19 protein-coding genes are annotated in these 17449 nt (G+C 66.4%); 9 read left to right on the top strand and 10 right to left on the bottom strand.

Features of this window, described 5'->3' with window-relative positions; translation table 11 throughout:
• Positions 1 to 44 precede the first annotated feature (44 nt).
• From NAV27_RS03245 to NAV27_RS03230, 4 genes are read right to left on the bottom strand one after another with little or no spacing between them, the layout of a single operon-like run.
• Positions 45 to 881, bottom strand: a complete 837-nt coding sequence (locus tag NAV27_RS03245) for a CsgG/HfaB family protein (protein ID WP_008568108.1) — start codon at positions 879 to 881, stop codon at positions 45 to 47.
• Between the two features lie 21 nt (positions 882 to 902).
• Positions 903 to 1313 carry a curli assembly protein CsgF gene (locus NAV27_RS03240; RefSeq protein WP_102827313.1) on the bottom strand — a complete coding sequence of 137 codons (411 nt, stop codon included), beginning with the start codon at positions 1311 to 1313 and terminating at the stop codon, positions 903 to 905.
• On the bottom strand, positions 1310 to 1696 hold the full coding sequence (csgE, locus tag NAV27_RS03235) for a curli production assembly/transport protein CsgE (RefSeq protein WP_102827312.1): 387 nt from the start codon (positions 1694 to 1696) through the stop codon (positions 1310 to 1312). Before csgE ends, NAV27_RS03240 begins: the two co-directional genes overlap by 4 nt.
• Positions 1693 to 2343, bottom strand: a complete 651-nt coding sequence (locus NAV27_RS03230; RefSeq protein ID WP_102827311.1) for a helix-turn-helix transcriptional regulator — start codon at positions 2341 to 2343, stop codon at positions 1693 to 1695. Before NAV27_RS03230 ends, csgE begins: the two co-directional genes overlap by 4 nt.
• 316 nt (positions 2344 to 2659) lie before the next feature.
• Between NAV27_RS03230 and NAV27_RS03225 the strand changes: the two genes are divergently transcribed.
• From NAV27_RS03225 to NAV27_RS03215, 3 genes are all read left to right on the top strand, one after another.
• Positions 2660 to 3286: a LysE family translocator gene (locus NAV27_RS03225; RefSeq protein WP_102827310.1), complete on the top strand. Its 627-nt coding sequence runs from the start codon at positions 2660 to 2662 to the stop codon at positions 3284 to 3286.
• Positions 3287 to 3355: 69 nt separating this feature from the next.
• The gene (locus NAV27_RS03220) at positions 3356 to 3820 is read left to right on the top strand and encodes a VOC family protein (RefSeq protein ID WP_102827309.1); all 465 of its coding nucleotides are present in this window, start codon (positions 3356 to 3358) and stop codon (positions 3818 to 3820) included.
• A complete protein-coding gene (locus NAV27_RS03215; RefSeq protein WP_102827308.1) occupies positions 3820 to 4647 on the top strand; it encodes an aldo/keto reductase in 828 nt (275 codons plus the stop codon). Before NAV27_RS03220 ends, NAV27_RS03215 begins: the two co-directional genes overlap by 1 nt.
• 12 nt (positions 4648 to 4659) lie before the next feature.
• On the opposite strand, the gene metR is transcribed toward NAV27_RS03215, so the two are convergent.
• Positions 4660 to 5586: a transcriptional regulator MetR gene (gene metR / locus NAV27_RS03210; RefSeq protein ID WP_008568101.1), complete on the bottom strand. Its 927-nt coding sequence runs from the start codon at positions 5584 to 5586 to the stop codon at positions 4660 to 4662.
• A gap of 242 nt (positions 5587 to 5828) precedes the next feature.
• Between metR and metE the strand changes: the two genes are divergently transcribed.
• A complete protein-coding gene (gene metE, locus NAV27_RS03205; protein ID WP_102827307.1) occupies positions 5829 to 8153 on the top strand; it encodes a 5-methyltetrahydropteroyltriglutamate--homocysteine S-methyltransferase in 2325 nt (774 codons plus the stop codon).
• Here metE and glpD read toward each other — a convergent pair.
• Positions 8144 to 9703, bottom strand: a complete 1560-nt coding sequence (gene glpD / locus NAV27_RS03200; RefSeq protein ID WP_102827306.1) for a glycerol-3-phosphate dehydrogenase — start codon at positions 9701 to 9703, stop codon at positions 8144 to 8146. The genes metE and glpD overlap by 10 nt on opposite strands.
• Before the next feature lie 68 nt (positions 9704 to 9771).
• Between glpD and ybaK the strand changes: the two genes are divergently transcribed.
• The gene (ybaK, locus tag NAV27_RS03195) at positions 9772 to 10242 is read left to right on the top strand and encodes a Cys-tRNA(Pro) deacylase (protein WP_043296119.1); all 471 of its coding nucleotides are present in this window, start codon (positions 9772 to 9774) and stop codon (positions 10240 to 10242) included.
• Between the two features lie 15 nt (positions 10243 to 10257).
• On the opposite strand, the gene mltF is transcribed toward ybaK, so the two are convergent.
• Positions 10258 to 11718 (bottom strand): membrane-bound lytic murein transglycosylase MltF, encoded by a 1461-nt coding sequence (mltF, locus tag NAV27_RS03190; protein ID WP_008568094.1) that lies wholly within the window; start codon positions 11716 to 11718, stop codon positions 10258 to 10260.
• Positions 11719 to 11980: 262 nt separating this feature from the next.
• Between mltF and NAV27_RS03185 the strand changes: the two genes are divergently transcribed.
• Together NAV27_RS03185 and NAV27_RS03180 are read left to right on the top strand one after the other, a co-directional pair.
• Complete coding sequence (locus tag NAV27_RS03185; protein WP_102827305.1) at positions 11981 to 12253, top strand: GIY-YIG nuclease family protein; 273 nt, start codon at positions 11981 to 11983, stop codon at positions 12251 to 12253.
• 82 nt (positions 12254 to 12335) lie between these two features.
• Positions 12336 to 13274: a glutathione S-transferase family protein gene (locus tag NAV27_RS03180; RefSeq protein WP_008568092.1), complete on the top strand. Its 939-nt coding sequence runs from the start codon at positions 12336 to 12338 to the stop codon at positions 13272 to 13274.
• A 6-nt stretch (positions 13275 to 13280) separates the two neighbouring features.
• Here the strand turns inward: NAV27_RS03180 and NAV27_RS03175 are convergent, their stop codons facing one another.
• The 3 genes from NAV27_RS03175 to yejK are packed head-to-tail and all read right to left on the bottom strand — an operon-like array spanning position 13281 to position 15968.
• On the bottom strand, positions 13281 to 14126 hold the full coding sequence (locus NAV27_RS03175) for a DUF4344 domain-containing metallopeptidase (protein ID WP_102827304.1): 846 nt from the start codon (positions 14124 to 14126) through the stop codon (positions 13281 to 13283).
• On the bottom strand, positions 14108 to 14944 hold the full coding sequence (locus NAV27_RS03170; RefSeq protein ID WP_003288252.1) for a polyphosphate kinase 2 family protein: 837 nt from the start codon (positions 14942 to 14944) through the stop codon (positions 14108 to 14110). Before NAV27_RS03170 ends, NAV27_RS03175 begins: the two co-directional genes overlap by 19 nt.
• A 16-nt stretch (positions 14945 to 14960) precedes the next feature.
• Entirely contained in the window at positions 14961 to 15968 is a 1008-nt protein-coding gene (gene yejK / locus NAV27_RS03165) for a nucleoid-associated protein YejK (RefSeq protein WP_003288253.1), read from the bottom strand.
• A gap of 126 nt (positions 15969 to 16094) precedes the next feature.
• Here yejK and NAV27_RS03160 point away from each other — a divergent pair, with 126 nt between their 5' ends.
• Positions 16095 to 17309, top strand: coding sequence for an MFS transporter (locus tag NAV27_RS03160; protein WP_003288255.1), 1215 nt, complete (start codon positions 16095 to 16097; stop codon positions 17307 to 17309).
• Positions 17309 to 17431, top strand: a complete 123-nt coding sequence (locus tag NAV27_RS03155) for a hypothetical protein (RefSeq protein WP_256055286.1) — start codon at positions 17309 to 17311, stop codon at positions 17429 to 17431. Before NAV27_RS03160 ends, NAV27_RS03155 begins: the two co-directional genes overlap by 1 nt.
• Positions 17432 to 17449 lie beyond the last annotated feature (18 nt).

Here is a 17449-nt window from a genome sequence, read left to right as displayed (position 1 = left end):
CAAGAAAAAGCCCTCCGAAGAGGGCTTTTTGGGGCGGGCGAGGCTCAGATCGGTTCGGGCTTGCCCAGGTATTTCGCCAGCGCCGGATGGTCGCCGGTATGGCCTTCGGCAGTCTGCCACAGGCGCCGATCCACGCCCTGCGCGACCAGATGGGCGACGGCGGCTTCGATGGCCGACAGCACGCACAGTTGCGCTGGTTCATTGGTGGTGTAGCCGGCCTCGGCCTCCAGCAGTTCCTTGAACTCGATGAACTTGTAGACGTTGGCGCTGCGTCCGATCGAGAAGATCGTCTTGGTGGTCATCACGTTGGACAGTACCCGGCCGCTGCGCACGTCGATGGCTCTGAGGTTCACCGTGACCTGATCTACCCGGTATTCCTGCGACAGTCCCACGCCCAGGTAGCGCGCGCCGAGGCCGCCGCTGCGCACGTTGGTCTCGTAGGCAACGATGGCGCCCTCCATGAGGATGTTGGCCGCCAGCAGCGAAGGCAGTTCGGACTGGATGTTCGGCGCCACATCCGGCTTGCCCTGCGAGGCACGGATGATCTTGCGTTCGGTCAGCACGTTCTGCAGACCTTCGCGCTCGAGCACGACGAACCAGCCGCTGGCCTGCATGGCGTCCACCAGCATGCTGGCTGCGCCCTGGGTCACTGCGGTGGAGAAGGAGCTGGCGGGGGTGGGTTTGTATTGCCCGGTCTGGTCGCGGAAACCGTACACCGCGGCGACCAGCTGGCCCTTGGGCCGCGGCAGCGCCAGCAGGTCCTGGTAGGTCGAGGTGCGCGGGGTCAGGGTCGGTGCCTTCTGATCCGCGGGCATCGGGTCACGCACCGCGCAACCTTGCAGTACAGCCATCATCCCGATGGCGATGAACAGGCTTCTCATGGCCTTGGCTCTCCTTGCTGTTCAGTTTTGTCCGACGACAACTTCGGACGTTTCGCCAGTGGCGCGATCGGTGATGACGATGACCAGATCGCCCAAGTCGTTTTCGGTAACGTCGACGATGAAGTCATCGGTGGTCAGCGAACCCGTCTCGCCGTTGCCGACGTTCACCAGCAGGTCGCTCAACAGCCGGGACTCCAGCTGGCTGGTGAAGCGATCCAGCGCCGACAGGCTGCTCGCCGAACGGCTCGGTGCGTCGGGATCCTTGTGGTCGTTCTGCGCCTGGGCGTTGCCCAGCAGCCAGGAGCCGTTGAGCGGGCTGCCGCCGAACGAGGGGTTGATCGGGGTGTACACCAGTTCGGTGGCGCTGGCGCCAGCGCTGAGCAGCAGGGCGCCGGCCAGCGCGCCGAGGTTCTTGGGAATGTGCCTGTTCATAACTCGTCCTTGGCTAGATCAGTGTGGTCTTCGAAAAACGCTTCGATCTTTCGTCTGTTGATTTCCTGCAGTACGAAATCGGCAGCCTCGTAGGCGGTGTCTTCCATATCCGCGACGTTGGGCTGAAGAAAGCGGCGGTAGAGCGTCTTGTCCTCGTATTCGACCCAGACGAGGATGCCCCAGCGTGCCGAGGGGCGTTCCTTGACGGCCAGGTTGAAATCGAGGCGGCTGGTGTCGTTCAGGCGTTCGCAGAACTTGAGGTAGAACTCCTGCCCGGAGCGCGAGATGGTGCCGTTGGTGATGAAGCCCATGAGTTCGGCTTCATCGGCTGCGGCGCCGCAGATCCCCAGCGCCAGCAGGCAGAGCAGGGCCAGGCGTCTCATAGCTCCGGCTCGCAGACGTGAGCCAGGACGATCGACGCGCCCTGCGCGCGGTTGTTCGCGCCGAGTTTGCGCAGTGCGTTATGGATGTGGCTCTTGATGGTGTGGGTGCTCAGGTACAGCTTCTCGCCGATCGCGGCGTTCGACAGGCCTTTGCCGGCAAGCGCGAGAATCTGTTTTTCCCGCAGCGTCAGCGCATCGATGCAGTGGTCGGCATGAGTCAGCTGGCGGTAGCGCAGCAGCAGTTTTTCCATCAGTGCGCGTGGCAGCCAGTCGCCGCCGGCGAGCAAGGTGCTAATGCCACTGATGAAGTTGCTGCGCAGGGTCGAGCGGTAGAACACGCCGCGAATCCAGGGGTGCAGTTCGACCAGTCGATGCGCCTGTTCGGGCAGGGCGTTGATCAGGGCGATGGGCGTGTCGCCGGCCTTGCGCAGCAGTTGCAGGCTGTCTTCGTGGCTCAAGCTGCCGAGATCGAGCAGCAGCAGCTCGCACTGGGTGTGCTCGGCACGCAACGTCGAGGTGCGCTGCAGGCTGCAGCGTGGATGTTCGAGCAGATGCTGGCGGAGCGCACCGTCGAGCAGTTCGCTGTGGGAGAGCAGTATCAGACGTGGCGATAACGGCGCGATGGCCGATGAGGCGTTGTCATTCATTCGCAGATCCTTTGCTGAATGTGACCGAATGGTCTCCGATGTCCCTGCACATTCGCGGGGTGGCGTAGTGACAGTACGGAAGGCAGGTTAGTTCAGAGTTGCGACAATAAAAAGTCGCTCGCATGCTAGATCGACAGATTTCCGACGAAATGCATTTGCGCCCGGATGCAAGGAGATCTGAAAGGCGTCTGCGCCTCGCTGACGCGGATTACAGAAGGGCCGCCGGATGGCCCGGTTGCGTCTTGCCATGACTCGCGGCGTACCGGATGCTCTTGATCCCGCCCCGTTTCCTGCCCAAGCGTCGCCGAGGTTGCCGATGGTAGATCTGTCGTTCTGGCTGTTGTTCTTTTCCGCCGCGCTGGCGCTCAACCTGTCGCCGGGGCCGGATTTGCTCTACGTGCTGTCGCGCACCCTGTCCGGCGGTCGCCGGCTGGGCCTGGTCTCGACCCTCGGCGTCTGCACCGGCGCGCTGGTGCATGTGGCTGCGGCAGCGCTGGGACTGTCGGCGATCCTGGCCACCTCAGCGGCGGCATTCGCGGTGGTCAAGTATGTCGGCGCGGCCTATCTGATCTACATCGGGTTCCAGGCGCTGCGCTCGACCGGCGGCGTGCGGATCGAGGCGCGTGCGCCGGTATCGGCCTGGCGCGCCTTCCGCCAGGGCGTGCTGGTGGATGTGCTCAACCCCAAGGCGGCGATCTTCTTCATGGCCTTCCTGCCGCAGTTCGTCCGCCCCGACCACGGTGCGGTGGCGCTGCAGCTGTTCATCCTCGGCGTGCTGGTGGTGCTGGTGGCGATCATCGTCGAATGCACGCTGGTATTGCTGGCGACGCGCGCGAGTCAGGCGCTGCGCAGCCATCAGGCCGTCGGCCGCTGGCTCGATCGCGTGATGGGTTCGCTGCTGGTCGGCCTGGGTGTACGCCTCGGGCTCAGCGAGCGGCTTTAGCGGCAGGAATCATCCGCGGCCGCTGCGGGTCAGAGACTTATCCCTGTTGCCGCCGTCGGAGGTACGCGAATGTCACGCCTGAGCAAGAACACCACGGCCACGCTGATCCCCTGCCTGCGCTATCGCGATGTACCGCGCGCGCTCGACTGGCTGTGCCAGGCGTTCGACTTCGAGCGCCAGCGGGTCGTCGAGGACCCGCTGGCTGGCGTCATCCATGCGCAGCTGAGCTTCGGCAACGGCATGCTGATGCTCGGGCCAGTGGTCGATTCGCCCTACGGTCAGCAGCTGCGCCAGCCCGACCAGCTCGGTGGCGTCTCCACCCAGGGCATCTATGTCGTGGTCAACAGCGCCGACGCGCTCTACACCCAGGCCAAGGCGGCGGGCGCGCAGATCGTCATCGAGCTGAAGGACGAGGACTACGGCGGCCGCGGCTTCACCTGCCGTGATCCGGAGGGCCATCTGTGGAGCTTCGGCACCTACGACCCCTGGGCCGATCCGGCTGCTGCCGAGCTGGCGAACGCGGAGGACAGCTGATGCGCACGCTGCGTCTGCACGATGGCCGCACGGTGCCGGTGATCGGCCAGGGCACCTGGCACATGGGCGAGCGCCCTGCCGAGCGAGCGCGCGAAGTGGCGGCGCTGCGCCTGGGCATCGAGCTGGGCATGACGCTCATCGATACCGCTGAGATGTACGGCGAGGGCGGGGCCGAGGAGGTGGTCGGCGAGGCCATCGCCAACCGGCGCGAGCAGGTTTTCCTGGTCAGCAAGGTCTATCCGCACAACGCCAGCCGGCGTGGCATCCCGCTGGCCTGCGAACGCAGTCTGCGGCGTCTGAGGTGCGATTATCTGGACCTCTACCTGCTGCACTGGCGCGGCGAATATCCGCTGGCCGAGACCGTCGAGGCCTTCGAGCAGTTGAAGGCCGCCGGGCGGATTCGCGCCTGGGGCGTGTCCAATCTCGACGTGGCCGACCTGCAGGAGTTGCCGGACGGCGCGGCCTGCGCAGTTAATCAGGTGCTCTACAACCCGCAGGCGCGTGGCATCGAATTCGATCTGCTGCCCTGGTGCCAGGCGCACACCATGCCGCTGATGGCCTACTGTCCGCTCGGTCAGGGCGGCCCGTTGCTGCGCCATTCGGCGTTGCTCGAAGTCGCGCGACGGCATGGCGTGCAGCCCGCCCAGGTGGCGCTCGCCTGGGCGCTGCGTCAGCCCGGTGTGCTGGTGATTCCGAAGGCCGTCGAGCCGGCGCATGTGCACATCAATGCCGCGGCGCACGATTTGCGTCTGACCGCCGAAGACCTGGCGCTGATCGACGCTGCCTTTGCGCCGCCGCGGCGCGCGCAGCCGCTGCAGATGGTTTAGCGGCCCGTTCGCTTAACGGCCGCGTGCCGCCGCGCTGACGCCTTCCAGCGTGGCGAATGAGGTGTCCTTGGCGGTCAGCAGGAAGTCGCGCATGAACGGCGAGTCGAGCATGTCCGAGCGAATGCCGGCGAACAGCGTGGCGAACAGCCCCTTTTCGCCCAGCCGCTTGGCGGTGACATAGCCGCGCGCGCTGTATTCATGCAGCGCCCAGTTCGGCACGCAGCACACGCCACGGCCGGAGGCCACCAGCTGCATCATCATCACCGTCAGTTCCGAGGTGCGCACCTGCGCCGGCTCGACGTCGGCCGGTTCGAGGAAGCGCGTGAAGATGTCCAGGCGGTCGCGCTCCACCGGGTAGGTGATCAGCGTTTCGCTGGCCAGATCCTCCGGGCGCACATAGGGGCGGGCGGCCAGCGGGTGCTGGTTGGCCACGGCGAGCAGCGCCTCGTAGGTGAACAGCGGTACGTAGGTGATGCCCGGCAGGTCGATCGGGTCGGAGGTGACGACCAGATCCAGATCGCCGCGCGCCAGGGCCGGCAGCGGCGCGAAGGAGAAGCCCGAGGCCAGGTCCAGTTCGACCTCCGGCCAGGCGTCGCGGAACTGGTCGATGGTCGGCATCAGCCACTGAAAGCAGCTGTGGCATTCGATCGCCATGTGCAGCCGGCCCGCCGTGCCGCCGGCCAGCCGCGCCAGATCGCGCTCGGCGCTGCGCAGTTGCGGCAACAGGCTATCGGCCAGTTGCAGTAGCCGCAGCCCGGCGCTGGTGAAGCGCACCGGACGCGTCTTGCGTACGAACAGCTGTACGCCGAGGCGCTCCTCAAGCTCCTTGAACTGGTGGGAGAGCGCCGACTGGGTCAGGTGCAGCCGCTCGGCTGCTTCGACCAGGCTGTCGGTTTCCCGCAGCGCATGAAGGGTCTTCAGGTGGCGAATTTCCAACATGTCGACAGTCCTTGGTTTGACAGGAGACCGCTGCCCTGATGCCGGCAGCGCTATGAGCGGCGCTCATCGAGCCGCAGTTTCGCGCAGGGGGAGGGGGCTGTCGAGCGGGCGATTGCGCCAACCGCTGGTTCCGCTCGGCTACATGAGTGTTCTTTATGATGAATGTTAAGAGCGTGAGTTTGTTTCACTGAAGGCGTTGGCCGACAATTGCACCTGAATTTTGAAATTGAATGGAGATTGTCATGGCCGTAGCGCACTCCCTGGGGTTCCCCCGCATCGGCGGCGACCGCGAACTGAAAAAAGCTCTGGAGGCGTACTGGAAGCACGAACTGGACGAAGCCGGTCTGCGCCAAGTCGGTCGCCAGTTGCGCGCGCGGCACTGGCAGCTGCAGGCCGATGCCGGCATTCAGCTGCTGCCGGTGGGCGATTTCGCCTGGTACGACCAGGTGCTGAGCCATTCGCTGATGTTCGGCGTGATCCCGCCGCGTTTCCGCCCGGCCAGCGGCGCGATCGGACTGGACACGTTATTCGCGATGGCGCGCGGTGTGGGCCAGCGCTGCTGCGGCGGCGATGCCCAGGCGCAGGAGATGACCAAGTGGTTCGATACCAACTACCACTATCTGGTGCCGGAGTTCGATGCGCAGCAGCAGTTTGAGCTGAGCTGGACGCAGCTGTTCGAGGAGGTCGACGAGGCGCTGGCGCTGGGCCATGCGGTCAAGCCGGTGGTGATCGGTCCGCTGAGCTACCTGTGGCTGGGCAAGGCCAAGGGCGCGGAGTTCGACAAGCTGGACCTGCTCGAACGCCTGCTGCCGGTCTACGGTCAGGTGCTCGAGCGGCTGGGGGCGCAGGGTGTGGAATGGGTGCAGATAGACGAGCCGATCCTCGCCCTGGACCTGCCGCAGGACTGGAAGAACGCCTTCGAGCGCGCCTACAACGTGCTGCAGCGTGCGCCGCTGAAGAAGCTGGTGGCGACCTATTTCGGCGGCCTGGAAGACAACCTCGGGCTGGCGGCCGTGCTGCCGGTGGATGGTCTGCACATCGATCTGGTGCGTGCGCCGGACCAGTACCCGGTGATTCTCGACCGGCTGCCGGCATACAAGGTGCTCTCGCTCGGTCTGGTCGACGGACGCAACGTCTGGCGCTGCGATCTGGACAAGGCGTTGGCGGTGCTGCGCCACGCCGCCGAACGTCTGGGCGAGCGGCTGTGGGTGGCGCCATCCTGCTCGCTGCTGCACAGTCCGGTAGATCTGGCACGCGAGGACCGGCTGGATGACGAGCTGAAAAGCTGGCTGGCCTTCGCCGTGCAGAAATGCGCCGAAGTAGCGCTGCTGGCCCGCGCGGTCAATCAGCCGAACGCTGCCGAGGTGCAAGCCGCGCTGGCCGAAAGCCGTGCGGTGCAGCAGGCGCGGGCCACATCGCCGCGCATCCACAACCCGACGGTGCGCGCGCGACTGGCCGCCATCACGCCCGCAGACAGCCGCCGCGCATCGCCGTTTGCCGAGCGCATCGCGAAGCAGCGCGCGCATCTGCAGCTGCCGGCGTTTCCGACCACCACCATTGGCTCCTTCCCGCAGACGGCGGCGATTCGCCAGGCGCGTCAGGCCCATCGACTTGGCACGCTCGGCGAGGCCGACTACATCGCCGCCATGCAGGCGGAGATTCGGCACGCGGTGGCGGTGCAGGAACAACTCGGCCTGGACGTACTGGTGCACGGCGAGGCCGAGCGCAACGACATGGTCGAGTACTTCGCCGAGCAGCTCGATGGCTATGCCTTCACCCGTTTCGGCTGGGTGCAGAGCTACGGTTCGCGCTGCGTGAAGCCGGCGATCATCTACGGCGACCTGAGCCGTCCGCGACCGATGACGGTGGAGTGGATCCGCTACGCCCAGCAGCAGACCGGCAAGGTCATGAAGGGCATGCTCACCGGCCCGGTGACCATGCTGATGTGGTCCTTCCCGCGCGAGGATGTGAGCCGCGAGGTGCAGGCGCGGCAGCTGGCGCTGGCGATCCGCGATGAAGTTTGCGACCTGGAGGCCGCCGGCATCCGCATCGTGCAGATCGACGAGGCGGCGTTCCGCGAGGGGCTGCCGCTGCGCCGCGCGCAGTGGCAGGGCTACCTCGACTGGGCGGTGGAGGCTTTCCGCCTGTGCGCCAGCGGCGTGCGCGATGAGACGCAGATCCATACGCACATGTGCTACAGCGAGTTCAACGACGTGATCGAGGCCATCGCGGCGATGGATGCCGACGTCATCACCATCGAGACCTCGCGCTCACAGATGGAGCTGCTGGAGGCGTTCCGTGCCTTTGACTATCCCAACGAGATCGGCCCGGGCGTCTACGACATTCACTCGCCGCGGGTGCCGAACACCGCGGAAATGGTCGAGCTGCTGACGAAGGCCGCCGAGCGCATCCCCGCCGAGCGCTTGTGGGTCAACCCCGACTGCGGGCTGAAGACCCGCGGCTGGGCGGAGACCGAAGCGGCGCTGGTGAACATGGTGGCCGCCGCACGGCAGCTGCGCCGCAGCCATGCTTACCAGCCGCGCGCCATCGCCGCGACTCAGGCCTGACGCAGCGTAGCGGCGTCGGGGGCGGCGAACAGCGGCAGGCGCTCGGGTGTCTGCCGTTGCAGGTAGTCGTTCAGACGTGCCTGACCTTGGGTATCGAGGAACAGGCCGAGCTTGCTGCGCCGCCAGAGAATGTCCTCGGTACTCAGCGCCCATTCCACGGCGATCAGATAATCCACCTCGCGGGCATACAGCCCGCTGCCGAAGTGTTCGCCGAGATCGGTCAGGCCGTGCAAACCGTGCAGCAGCGTCCAGCTGCGGCTGCCGTAGCTATGTGCCCAGCGCCGCGCCAGAGCCTCGGGCAACCAGGGCGCGCCGGTGCACAGCGCCTCGGCGAGATCGCGCGGGGTACTCATGTCTTCGCCGCCGGGCAGGCGCGCGTCGTGGGTCCAGGCCGGTTTCATCCGCGCGAACCAGGGGGCGAGTTCGGCCAGGGCTGCTTCGGCGAGTTTGCGATAGGTGGTCAGCTTGCCGCCGAACACCGACAGCAGGGGCGGCTCGTGGCCCTCGGCATTCAGCACCAGGGTGTAGTCGCGGGTGATCGCCGACGGATCGGAGGATTCGTCGTCGCACAGCGGGCGCACGCCGGCGTAGCGGTGGCGAATGTCCTCGGCCTGCAGCTGCTGCTTGAAGTGGCGATTGACCACCGCCAGCAGGTACTGGATTTCCTCCTCGGTGACCGTCACCTGGGCCGGATCGCCGCGGTATTCGCGGTCGGTGGTGCCGATCAGGCTGAACTGCTCCAGATAGGGAATCACGAAGACGATGCGCCGGTCGTCGTTCTGCAGGATGTAGGCGTGTTCGCCGTCGTAGAGCCTGGGCACGATCAGGTGGCTGCCCTGGACCAGGCGGATGGCGTGCGCCGGGCGCTGGCGCAGCGATTCGCGTAGGAAGTCGGTTACCCACGGCCCGGCGGCATTCACCAGTGCGCGGGCGCGCAGCGAGTAGCGGCTGCCGTCGGCCCGTTCCAGATGCAGATGCCAGAGCCCCTTGCTGTGCCGCGCGCTGACGCAGCGGGTGCGGGTGTGGATGTGCGCGCCGTGCTCGCGGGCGCTCATGGCGTTGAGCACCACCAGGCGCGCATCGTCGACCCAGCAGTCCGAATACTCGAAGCCCTGGGTGATCTCGGTCTTGAGCGGGCTGTCCGCGCCGAACCGCAGGCGACGCGAGGGTGCCAGGCGTTCGCGTCGACCCAGGTGGTCATAGAGGAACAGGCCGGTGCGGATCATCCAGGCCGGGCGCAGGTGCGGACGGTACGGCAGGACGAAGCGCAGCGGCGCGACGATGTGCGGCGCCATGTTCAGCAGCACCTCGCGTTCGGCCAGGGCCTCGCGCACCAGGCGCAGTTCGTAATGTTCCAGATAGCGCAGGCCGCCATGCACCAGTTTGCTGCTGGCCGAGGAGGTGTGCTGCGCCAGGTCGCCCTGCTCGCAGAGGTACACCGACAGGCCGCGCCCGGCGGCATCCGCAGCGATGCCGACACCGTTGATGCCGCCGCCGACCACGGCCAGATCGTAGATTTCGGCGACAGGCGCGAGGGGAGGATGCTGCATGGAGTGCTCACCGCGGATGCGTTGCCTGCTAAGGTACAGGCATTCAGCCAGCCACATCATTACAGAACATGACCCCTGCCATCGATCTGCTGAAAAAAGCGCGCGTCGAACATCGCGTGCATAGCTACGAACACGACCCGAAGACGGCCTCCTACGGGCTGGAAGCTGCGGAAAAGCTCGGCCTCGACCCGGCGCGGGTATTCAAGACGCTGCTCGCCTGCAGCGAGAAGAACGAGTTGCTGGTGGCGGTGGTGCCGGTGGCCGGCACGCTCGACCTCAAGGCACTGGCACAAGCCGCCGGCGTGAAGAAGGTGGAGATGGCCGATCCGCAGGTGGCGCAACGCACCACCGGCTATCTGCTCGGCGGCATCAGCCCGCTGGGGCAGAAGAAGCGCCTGCGTACCTTCATCGACAGTTCGGCGCAGGCGCAGCCGAGCATCCATGTCAGTGCCGGTCGGCGCGGGCTGGAAGTCGAGCTGGCGCCCGCGCTGCTGGCCGAACAGACCCGCGCGGTCTTTGCGCCGATCGGTCGCGGCTGAGCGCGGCTCGGCGGATCACAGCGGCGGCAGGTTTTCTTCGATTTCGGTGGCGTAGATGCCGGGCACGTGCAGATTGCCCTGTACCAGCTTCTGCCCTTCGAGCTGCGGCTGGGTCACCCAGGTGAGGATGTCGTAGTAGCGGCGGATGTTGGCGACGAAATGCACGGGTTCCCCGCCACGCGCATAGCCGTAGCGCGTCTTGCTGTACCACTGCTTCTGCGCCAGGCGTGGCAGCATCCGCTTCACGTCCAGCCACTTGTTCGGGTTCAGGCCTTCGGCCTCGGCCAGCTTGCGGGCATCTTCCAGATGACCGCCGCCGACGTTGTAGGCGGCCAGCGCGAACCAGGTGCGATCCGGCTCCTCGATGCTCTCGGGCAGGCTGTCGCGTACCTGCACCAGATATTTGCCGCCGCCGCGGATGCTCTGTTTCGGGTCCAGGCGGTTGGTCACGCCCATCGCATTGGCGGTGTTGAGCGTGAGCATCATCAGTCCGCGCACGCCGGTCTTGGAGGTCGCATCGGGTTGCCAGTGCGACTCCTGATAGCCGATCGCCGCGAGCAGCCGCCAGTCGATGCCATGCTCCTTGGCGGTTTCGCGGAAGGTCTTCTCGTAACGTGGCAGACGCTGCTGCAGGTGCGTGGCGAAGGCATAGGCGCCGACGTAGCCGAGCACGTCTACATGCCCGTAGTAGCGTTCGCGCAGGCGCTGCAGCGTGCCGTTCGTCTGCGCCTGGTCGAGAAACTGGTTGGCCGCCTGCAGCAGGCTGTCGTCTTCGCCCTTGGCGAGAATCCACGACAGGCTGTTCTGCTCGCCGAGGTCGAAGCCGGTGCGGATGTTGGTGAAATACACCTGGTTCATAGACAGCTCGTTGGATTCGACCAGGGTCAGGTCGATCTGCCCCTCGTCGACCATGCGCAGCAGGTCGACCACTTCCACCGCGGCGGATTCTTCGTAGCGCAGCTCCGGCAGTTCGCGCTGCAGGGCGGCGAGCTTTTCCGCCTGGCTGCTGCCTTTGAGCACCAAAATGCGCTTGCCGACCAGATCCTCGGGTTTGCGCGGGCGGCGCTGACCGTTGCGGTAGACCACCTGGGTGGTGACATCCAGATAGGAATGGGTGAAGCGCGCCAGCGCTTGGCGACCTTCGCTGGCGACCATTCCGGCGGCAGCCAGTGCCGGACCACCGGGGCGATTGAGGCGGGTGAAGATTTCGTCGATGTTGTCGGCGGTTTCGATTTCCAGCTCGACGCCCAGCTCGGTGGCGAAGCGCTTGACCAGCTCGTACTCGAAGCCGGCCTCGCCGTTGCGGTCCTGGAAATAGGTGGCGGGGCTGTTGCGGGTGATCACGCGCAGCACGCCTTCCTCCTGTATCCGCTCGAGTTCGTTGGGCTTGTCAGCGCAACTGCCGAGCATCAGGAGGACTCCGGTCGCCAACAGCCAGTAGGCGCAGCGCTTGCGGAACGCAGTTTGAGAAAACATCGGCGCAGTATACGCAAAGGCGTTCGGCCACCATATCTGGACAGAAAAACGGCTCTCTGCTACGAACAGGCCGCTCTGGCGTCGCGGCAGGAGGGCGGAAACGGCGTTGCTGCGCGCGTCCTCCGGGGCCTGCAGCGCGGCTTCCTGGCTTCGGCTGTTTGCCCAGACAACGGCCGACGATAGCGTCGCTCCACCCAGCGCACGCGGCTGGCTACGGCATAATACGGCGCGCCTGCCGCCCCACCGAGGTTCTTCACCGCCCATGACCGTCGCCGATTCAAAGCCCTGGTATGTCTACCTGGTGCGTGCCGCCAATGGCGCGCTGTACTGCGGCATCAGCGACGACGCTCAGCGGCGCTTCGCCGAGCATCAGCGCGGGCGCGGCGCGAGGTTCTTCCATTCCAGCCCGGCGATGGCGCTGGTGTATGTCGAGGCCTGTGCCGGCAAGAGCGCGGCGCTGCGGCGCGAAATCGCCATCAAGCGGCTGAGCAAGAGCGCCAAGGAGCGGCTGGTGGCCGAAACCCCGGCGTCGTGAATGACGCATTAATCGGCCGGTAGGCTGGCGTCGGCCGAGCGTCTAAGCTGAGGCTCTTTCCTTCCTCCGGCGGAGCCTGTCCATGCACGAGCTGATCCTGCACCACTATCCCACCTCGCCCTTTGCCGAGAAGGCGCGTCTGCTGCTGGGCTTCAAGCAGCTGTCGTGGCGCTCGGTGCTGATTCCGCCGGTGATGCCCAAGCCCGATCTGACCGCGCTGACCGGTGGCTACCGGCGTACGCCGGTGCTGCAGGTCGGGGCCGACGTGTACTGCGATACGGCGCTGATCGCCCGTCGCCTGGAAGCCGAGAAGGCCACGCCCGAGCTGTTTCCCGAGGGCCAGGAATTCAACGTCGCGGTGCTCGCCGCATGGGCCGATTCGGTGCTGTTCCTCACGGCGGTGAGCCTGGTGTTCCAGCCGGAGTCGATGGCGTTGCGCTTTGCCAATGTGCCCAAGGAGTTGGTCGAGACCTTCGGCAAGGATCGTGCGCAGCTGTTCAGCAACGGCAGTGTCAGCCGCGTTTCGCTGGCGCAGGCGAAGAACGACTGGCCGACCTACATGGCGCGCCTGCAGCAGCAGCTGGCGCGCAGCGAGGGCGAGTTCCTGTTCGGTGCCGCGCCGTCGCTGGCCGATTTCGCCGTGGCGCACTGCCTGTGGTTCCTGCGGGCGACGCCGGTGACCGCGCCGCTGGTGGACGATTACCCGGATATCCGCGCCTGGCTGGGCAAGGTGTTGGGCGTCGGGCATGGCTCGTTCAGCGAACTGCCGGCCGAGCAGGCGTTGCAGATCGCCCGCGAGGCGACGCCGGCAGCCTTGCCGGATGAGCCGTTCGCCGAGCCGAACGGCTTCGCCCAGGGGCAGCGCGTGGTGATTCGTGCGGTGGATTACGGCAGCGATCCGGTGGAGGGCGAGCTGCTGTTCGCCGGCAGCGAAGAGCTGATTCTGCGCCGCGAAGATGCGCGCGCGGGCGTGGTCCACGTACATTTCCCGCGGCTGGGCTACCGCATCGAAGCCTGCTGACGGGCGTCAGCGAGTGGGTTGCGGCGCGCGTTCGGCGGGCAGCTGGGCGGCTAGATCGCGGAAATAGGCGACGCGTTCGTAGCACAGCGTCAGCTCGCCGCTGATGCGGTTGAACCAGGCGTCGGGCGCGCCGCAGGTGGTCATGCGCAGCGTGAGGTCGCGCGGCAGGTCGAACGCCTCGCTCGCCTTGCGCGCCACCGCTTCCAGTTCGCCGCTGGCGCGGATTTTTTGTTGCAGCGCTGCCGCGTCCGCCAGATGGCTTGGTGGATCGTCGTAGACCACGGCGATCCTATGCCGCGGCGTGCCGGGCGCCGGGGGGTGCAGGCGCTCGCGCAGCCAGCGCACGGCATGTGCCACCTGCTGGTATTCCTCGGGGCAGTAGAGCGCGCGCTCGGCCGGCAGCCCGCTGACGTCGAGCACCCAGTCGAGCCGGTCCGGGTCGCTGCCGTAGGCCAGGCAGGCGATGTTGTAGAAGCGCTGCGCATCCAGCGCATGGCTGTCCCAGAGCGCGATGCCGTCGCCGTTGCGCTCGGCGTTGCGCCATTCCAGCCGCCAGTAGTCGGCGACGTCCATCAGCTTGGCGTAGAACGTGGCGTCATGCTGGCGGTCGTGCAGCAGAAACAGCCCCATGAAACCGAGCTGGTCGGCGGCATCTTCCTCGCGGCCGAGCACGGGCAGGCCGAGTTCGCTGATCAGCAGATGCCCCATTTCGTGCATCAGGGTGAATTCGGCATTGGCTACGGTGAAGCGCAGCGCCTGCGCGGACAGGCCGGACGCCTGTTCCTGCGCGGCAGCCGGGGCGACGAGGCTGGCCAGCAGCCAGCCCAGCGCGGTCAGCGCCGGGGTTCGCACGCAATGCCTTGCAGATCGTCGGCGCTGAAGGGCGCCGGCCGCTGCGGCCAATCCTGTGCCAGCTGTTCAAGCTCCCGGGCGAGCAGGCTGGCGACGAGCAGGTCGCGCAGCCAGCGATGATCGGCGGGGATCACGTACCAGGGTGCGTTCGGCAGATGGCTGGCGGCGAGCACCTCGGCCCAGCGCGCCTCGCGGTGGGCGAAGTCGCGGTGATCGTCGAGATCGCTGGCGCTCAGCTTCCAGCGCTTGTTCGGCTGCTCCAGACGCTGATGCAGGCGGCGCTTCTGCTCGGCGCAGGAAATCTGCAGGTAGCACTTCAGCGGGCGGATGTGCAGGCTCGGCAGTTCCTCTTCCAGCGCGCGGATCGCGGCCTGCCGCGGCGCCAAATCGGCGGTCTCGCACAGGCCGTCGCGCAGGTCGCTGACCAGTGCCTCGTAATAGCTGCGGTCGAAGATGGCGAGCGTGCCGGGCGCGGGCAGACGCCGCCGATAGCGCCAGAGGAAGTCGTGCGCGCGCTCCTCGGCATTCGGCGCCTGGAAGCTGCTGGCGGCCAGCGCCAGCGGGTCGAGCCCGCTCAGTACGCGACGAATGACACCATTCTTGCCGGCGCAGTCGGGGCCTTGCAGCACCAGCAGCAAGGCAGCGTGGCGATTGGCCCAGAGCATGGTCAGCCGTTCGCGCAGCCAGCCCTTGAGCGTGAGCAGTTGCGCCTGTGCCTGCGCCTTGTCCAGACCGTACTGACGGGCGGGGTCGCCGGCCAGCGGTGCCGCTGGGTTGCACAGGCAATCATCGAGAACGGCATCGGGCAAGCGCGACATGAGGGGCCTCGGGTGATCAGTCCTTGCGGCGTTTGAGCTGGTCTTTCAGCTGCGTCGGCAACTGGCGGATGATCAGCATGTCGCGCGCCTCGTCGTACTCGATCTTCGAGCCCAGCAAGTGCGACTCGAAGCTGATCGACAGACCCTCGGCGCGCCCGGTGAAGCGGCGAAACTGGTTCAGGGTGCGCTTGTCCGGCGGAATCTCCGGCGACAGCCCGTAGTCCTTGTTGCGGATGTGGTCGTAGAACGCCTTCGGGCGGTCCTCGTCGATCACCCCGGACAGCTCTTCGAGGGTCATCGGCTGACCGAGCTTGGCCTGGGTGCTGGCATAGTCGACCAGTGCGCTGGTTTTCTCGCGGGCCTGCTCTTCGGGCAGGTCCTCACTTTCGACGAAATCGCTGAACGCCTTGAGCAGCGTGCGGGTCTCGCCCGGCGCATCGACGCCTTCCTGGCAGCCGATGAAGTCGCGGAAGTATTCTGAAACCTTCTTGCCGTTCTTGCCCTTGATGAAGGAGATGTACTGCCGGGACTGCTTGTTGTTCTGCCACTCGGAAATGTTGATGCGCGCGGCGAGGTGCAGCTGGCCGAGGTCGAGGTGTCGGGCCGGCGCCACGTCCAGCGCGTCGGTGACGGTCACGCCTTCGCTGTGATGCAGCAGGGCGATGGCCAGGTAGTCGGTCATGCCTTGCTGGTAGTGGGCGAACAGCACGTGGCCGCCGGTGGAAAGGTTGGATTCTTCCATCAGCTTCTGCAGGTGCTCGACCGCCTGGCGGCTGAACGCGGTGAAGTCGCTCGCCTGGTCCAGGTACTGGCCCAGCCAGCCGCTGAACGGGTAGGCACCGGACTCCTCGTGGAAATAGCCCCAGGCCTTGCCCTGCTTGGCGTTGTAGCTCTCGTTGAGGTCGGCCAGCAGGTTTTCCATCGCCTGCGAGGCGCCTAGCTCGGAGTCGCGCGCATGGAGCACGGCAGGGCTGCCGTCGGGCTTTTTCTCGATTAGATGAACAATGCAGTGGCGAATCGGCATGGGCTACTCATTCAGGGAGGGGCAGAACAGCTGCAGTTTAACCGAGCGGGACAGTCCGATGAGCAGTTGCGGCGCAGGGGGGAGCACTGAGTAAACTGGCCGTCTTTTCCCAAGGAATGAACACTGATGACTTCGGCATGGCGTACCTGCGGCTGGATGCTGCTCGGCAGCTCGTTGATCCTCGCGCTGTCGCTCGGTGTGCGGCATGGCTTTGGCCTGTTCCTGCCGCCGATGAGCGCGGAGTTCGGTTGGGGGCGTGAGGTGTTCGCCTTTGCCATCGCGTTGCAGAACCTGATCTGGGGGCTGGCGCAGCCGGTCACCGGCGCGCTGGCCGATCGCTTCGGCGTCGCGCGCGCGGTGCTGGTCGGCGGCATTCTCTATGCGATCGGCCTGGTGCTGATGGCCAGTGCGGACACACCGCTGGCGCTGAGCCTGAGTGCCGGTGTGCTGATCGGCCTGGGGCTTTCGGGAACCTCCTTCTCGGTGATTCTCGGGGCGGTGGGGCGTGCCGTGCCGATGGAGAAGCGCAGCATGGCGATGGGCATCGCCGCCGCGGCCGGTTCGTTCGGCCAGTTCATCATGCTGCCGGGCAGCCTCGGGCTGATCGAGTGGCTGGGCTGGTCCTCGGCGCTGCTGGCGCTGGGGCTGCTGATCGCGCTGATCGTGCCGCTGGCGGCGATGATGCGCGGCGACCGCCAGGCGCCGGTGCCGGCGGGCGCGCAGCAGTCGCTTGGCGAGGCGCTGCGTGAGGCGGTCGGGCATTCCGGGTTTCGCCTGCTGGCGCTGGGATTCTTCGTCTGCGGCTTCCAGGTGGTATTCATTGGCGTGCATTTGCCGGCCTATCTGGTCGATCAGCACCTGCCGGCGCAGGTCGGCACCACGGTGCTGGCGCTGGTCGGGCTGTTCAATATCGTCGGCACCTACACCGCCGGTTGGCTGGGCAGCTGCTATTCGAAACCGCGCTTGCTGGCGGCCTTGTATCTGATTCGTGGGGTGGTGATCAGCGCGTTTCTGCTGGCACCGCTGAGCGTGTGGAGCGCCTATGCGTTCGGTGTCGCGATGGGGCTGCTGTGGCTGTCCACGGTGCCGCTGACCAACGGCACGGTGGCGACGATGTTCGGCGTGCGCAATCTGTCGATGCTCGGCGGGATTGCCTTCCTGTTCCATCAGATCGGTTCGTTCTTCGGTGGCTGGCTGGGCGGCTGGCTGTACGACCGTACCGGCAGTTACGACCTGGTCTGGCAGATCGCGATCGCCCTCAGCCTGATGGCGGCGGCGTTGAACTGGCCGATCCGCGAGCAGCCGGTGGCGCGGCTGCGCGCCGCGCAGGCGGGTGGGTGATGCGTCGGCTGGGGTTCGCCGTCGTGCTGGCCGCGCTGCTCGGCGGTCTGCTCCTGCTGGCGTGGCTCGGCTGGCAGCGCGGCGGTCTGGCGCTGCTACAGCTGGGAATGGGGATTTGCTGAGCGATTCGCCGCCGTTCG

This window comes from Stutzerimonas degradans (genome assembly GCF_024448505.1).
Classification (GTDB): domain Bacteria; phylum Pseudomonadota; class Gammaproteobacteria; order Pseudomonadales; family Pseudomonadaceae; genus Stutzerimonas; species Stutzerimonas degradans.
This window is presented reverse-complemented; position numbering and strand designations above follow the sequence as displayed.

Bases quoted from the DNA above. Each gene is read 5' to 3' on its own strand.
- NAV27_RS03245 (WP_008568108.1), bottom strand. From the start codon at position 881: ATGAGAAGCCTGTTCATCGCCATCGGGATGATGGCTGTACTGCAAGGT.
- NAV27_RS03240 (WP_102827313.1), bottom strand. From the start codon at position 1,313: ATGAACAGGCACATTCCCAAGAACCTCGGCGCGCTGGCCGGCGCCCTG.
- csgE (WP_102827312.1), bottom strand. From the start codon at position 1,696: ATGAGACGCCTGGCCCTGCTCTGCCTGCTGGCGCTGGGGATCTGCGGC.
- NAV27_RS03230 (WP_102827311.1), bottom strand. From the start codon at position 2,343: ATGAATGACAACGCCTCATCGGCCATCGCGCCGTTATCGCCACGTCTG.
- NAV27_RS03225 (WP_102827310.1), top strand. From the start codon at position 2,660: ATGGTAGATCTGTCGTTCTGGCTGTTGTTCTTTTCCGCCGCGCTGGCG.
- NAV27_RS03220 (WP_102827309.1), top strand. From the start codon at position 3,356: ATGTCACGCCTGAGCAAGAACACCACGGCCACGCTGATCCCCTGCCTG.
- NAV27_RS03215 (WP_102827308.1), top strand. From the start codon at position 3,820: ATGCGCACGCTGCGTCTGCACGATGGCCGCACGGTGCCGGTGATCGGC.
- metR (WP_008568101.1), bottom strand. From the start codon at position 5,586: ATGTTGGAAATTCGCCACCTGAAGACCCTTCATGCGCTGCGGGAAACC.
- metE (WP_102827307.1), top strand. From the start codon at position 5,829: ATGGCCGTAGCGCACTCCCTGGGGTTCCCCCGCATCGGCGGCGACCGC.
- glpD (WP_102827306.1), bottom strand. From the start codon at position 9,703: ATGCAGCATCCTCCCCTCGCGCCTGTCGCCGAAATCTACGATCTGGCC.
- ybaK (WP_043296119.1), top strand. From the start codon at position 9,772: ATGACCCCTGCCATCGATCTGCTGAAAAAAGCGCGCGTCGAACATCGC.
- mltF (WP_008568094.1), bottom strand. From the start codon at position 11,718: ATGTTTTCTCAAACTGCGTTCCGCAAGCGCTGCGCCTACTGGCTGTTG.
- NAV27_RS03185 (WP_102827305.1), top strand. From the start codon at position 11,981: ATGACCGTCGCCGATTCAAAGCCCTGGTATGTCTACCTGGTGCGTGCC.
- NAV27_RS03180 (WP_008568092.1), top strand. From the start codon at position 12,336: ATGCACGAGCTGATCCTGCACCACTATCCCACCTCGCCCTTTGCCGAG.
- NAV27_RS03170 (WP_003288252.1), bottom strand. From the start codon at position 14,944: ATGTCGCGCTTGCCCGATGCCGTTCTCGATGATTGCCTGTGCAACCCA.
- yejK (WP_003288253.1), bottom strand. From the start codon at position 15,968: ATGCCGATTCGCCACTGCATTGTTCATCTAATCGAGAAAAAGCCCGAC.
- NAV27_RS03160 (WP_003288255.1), top strand. From the start codon at position 16,095: ATGACTTCGGCATGGCGTACCTGCGGCTGGATGCTGCTCGGCAGCTCG.
- NAV27_RS03155 (WP_256055286.1), top strand. From the start codon at position 17,309: ATGCGTCGGCTGGGGTTCGCCGTCGTGCTGGCCGCGCTGCTCGGCGGT.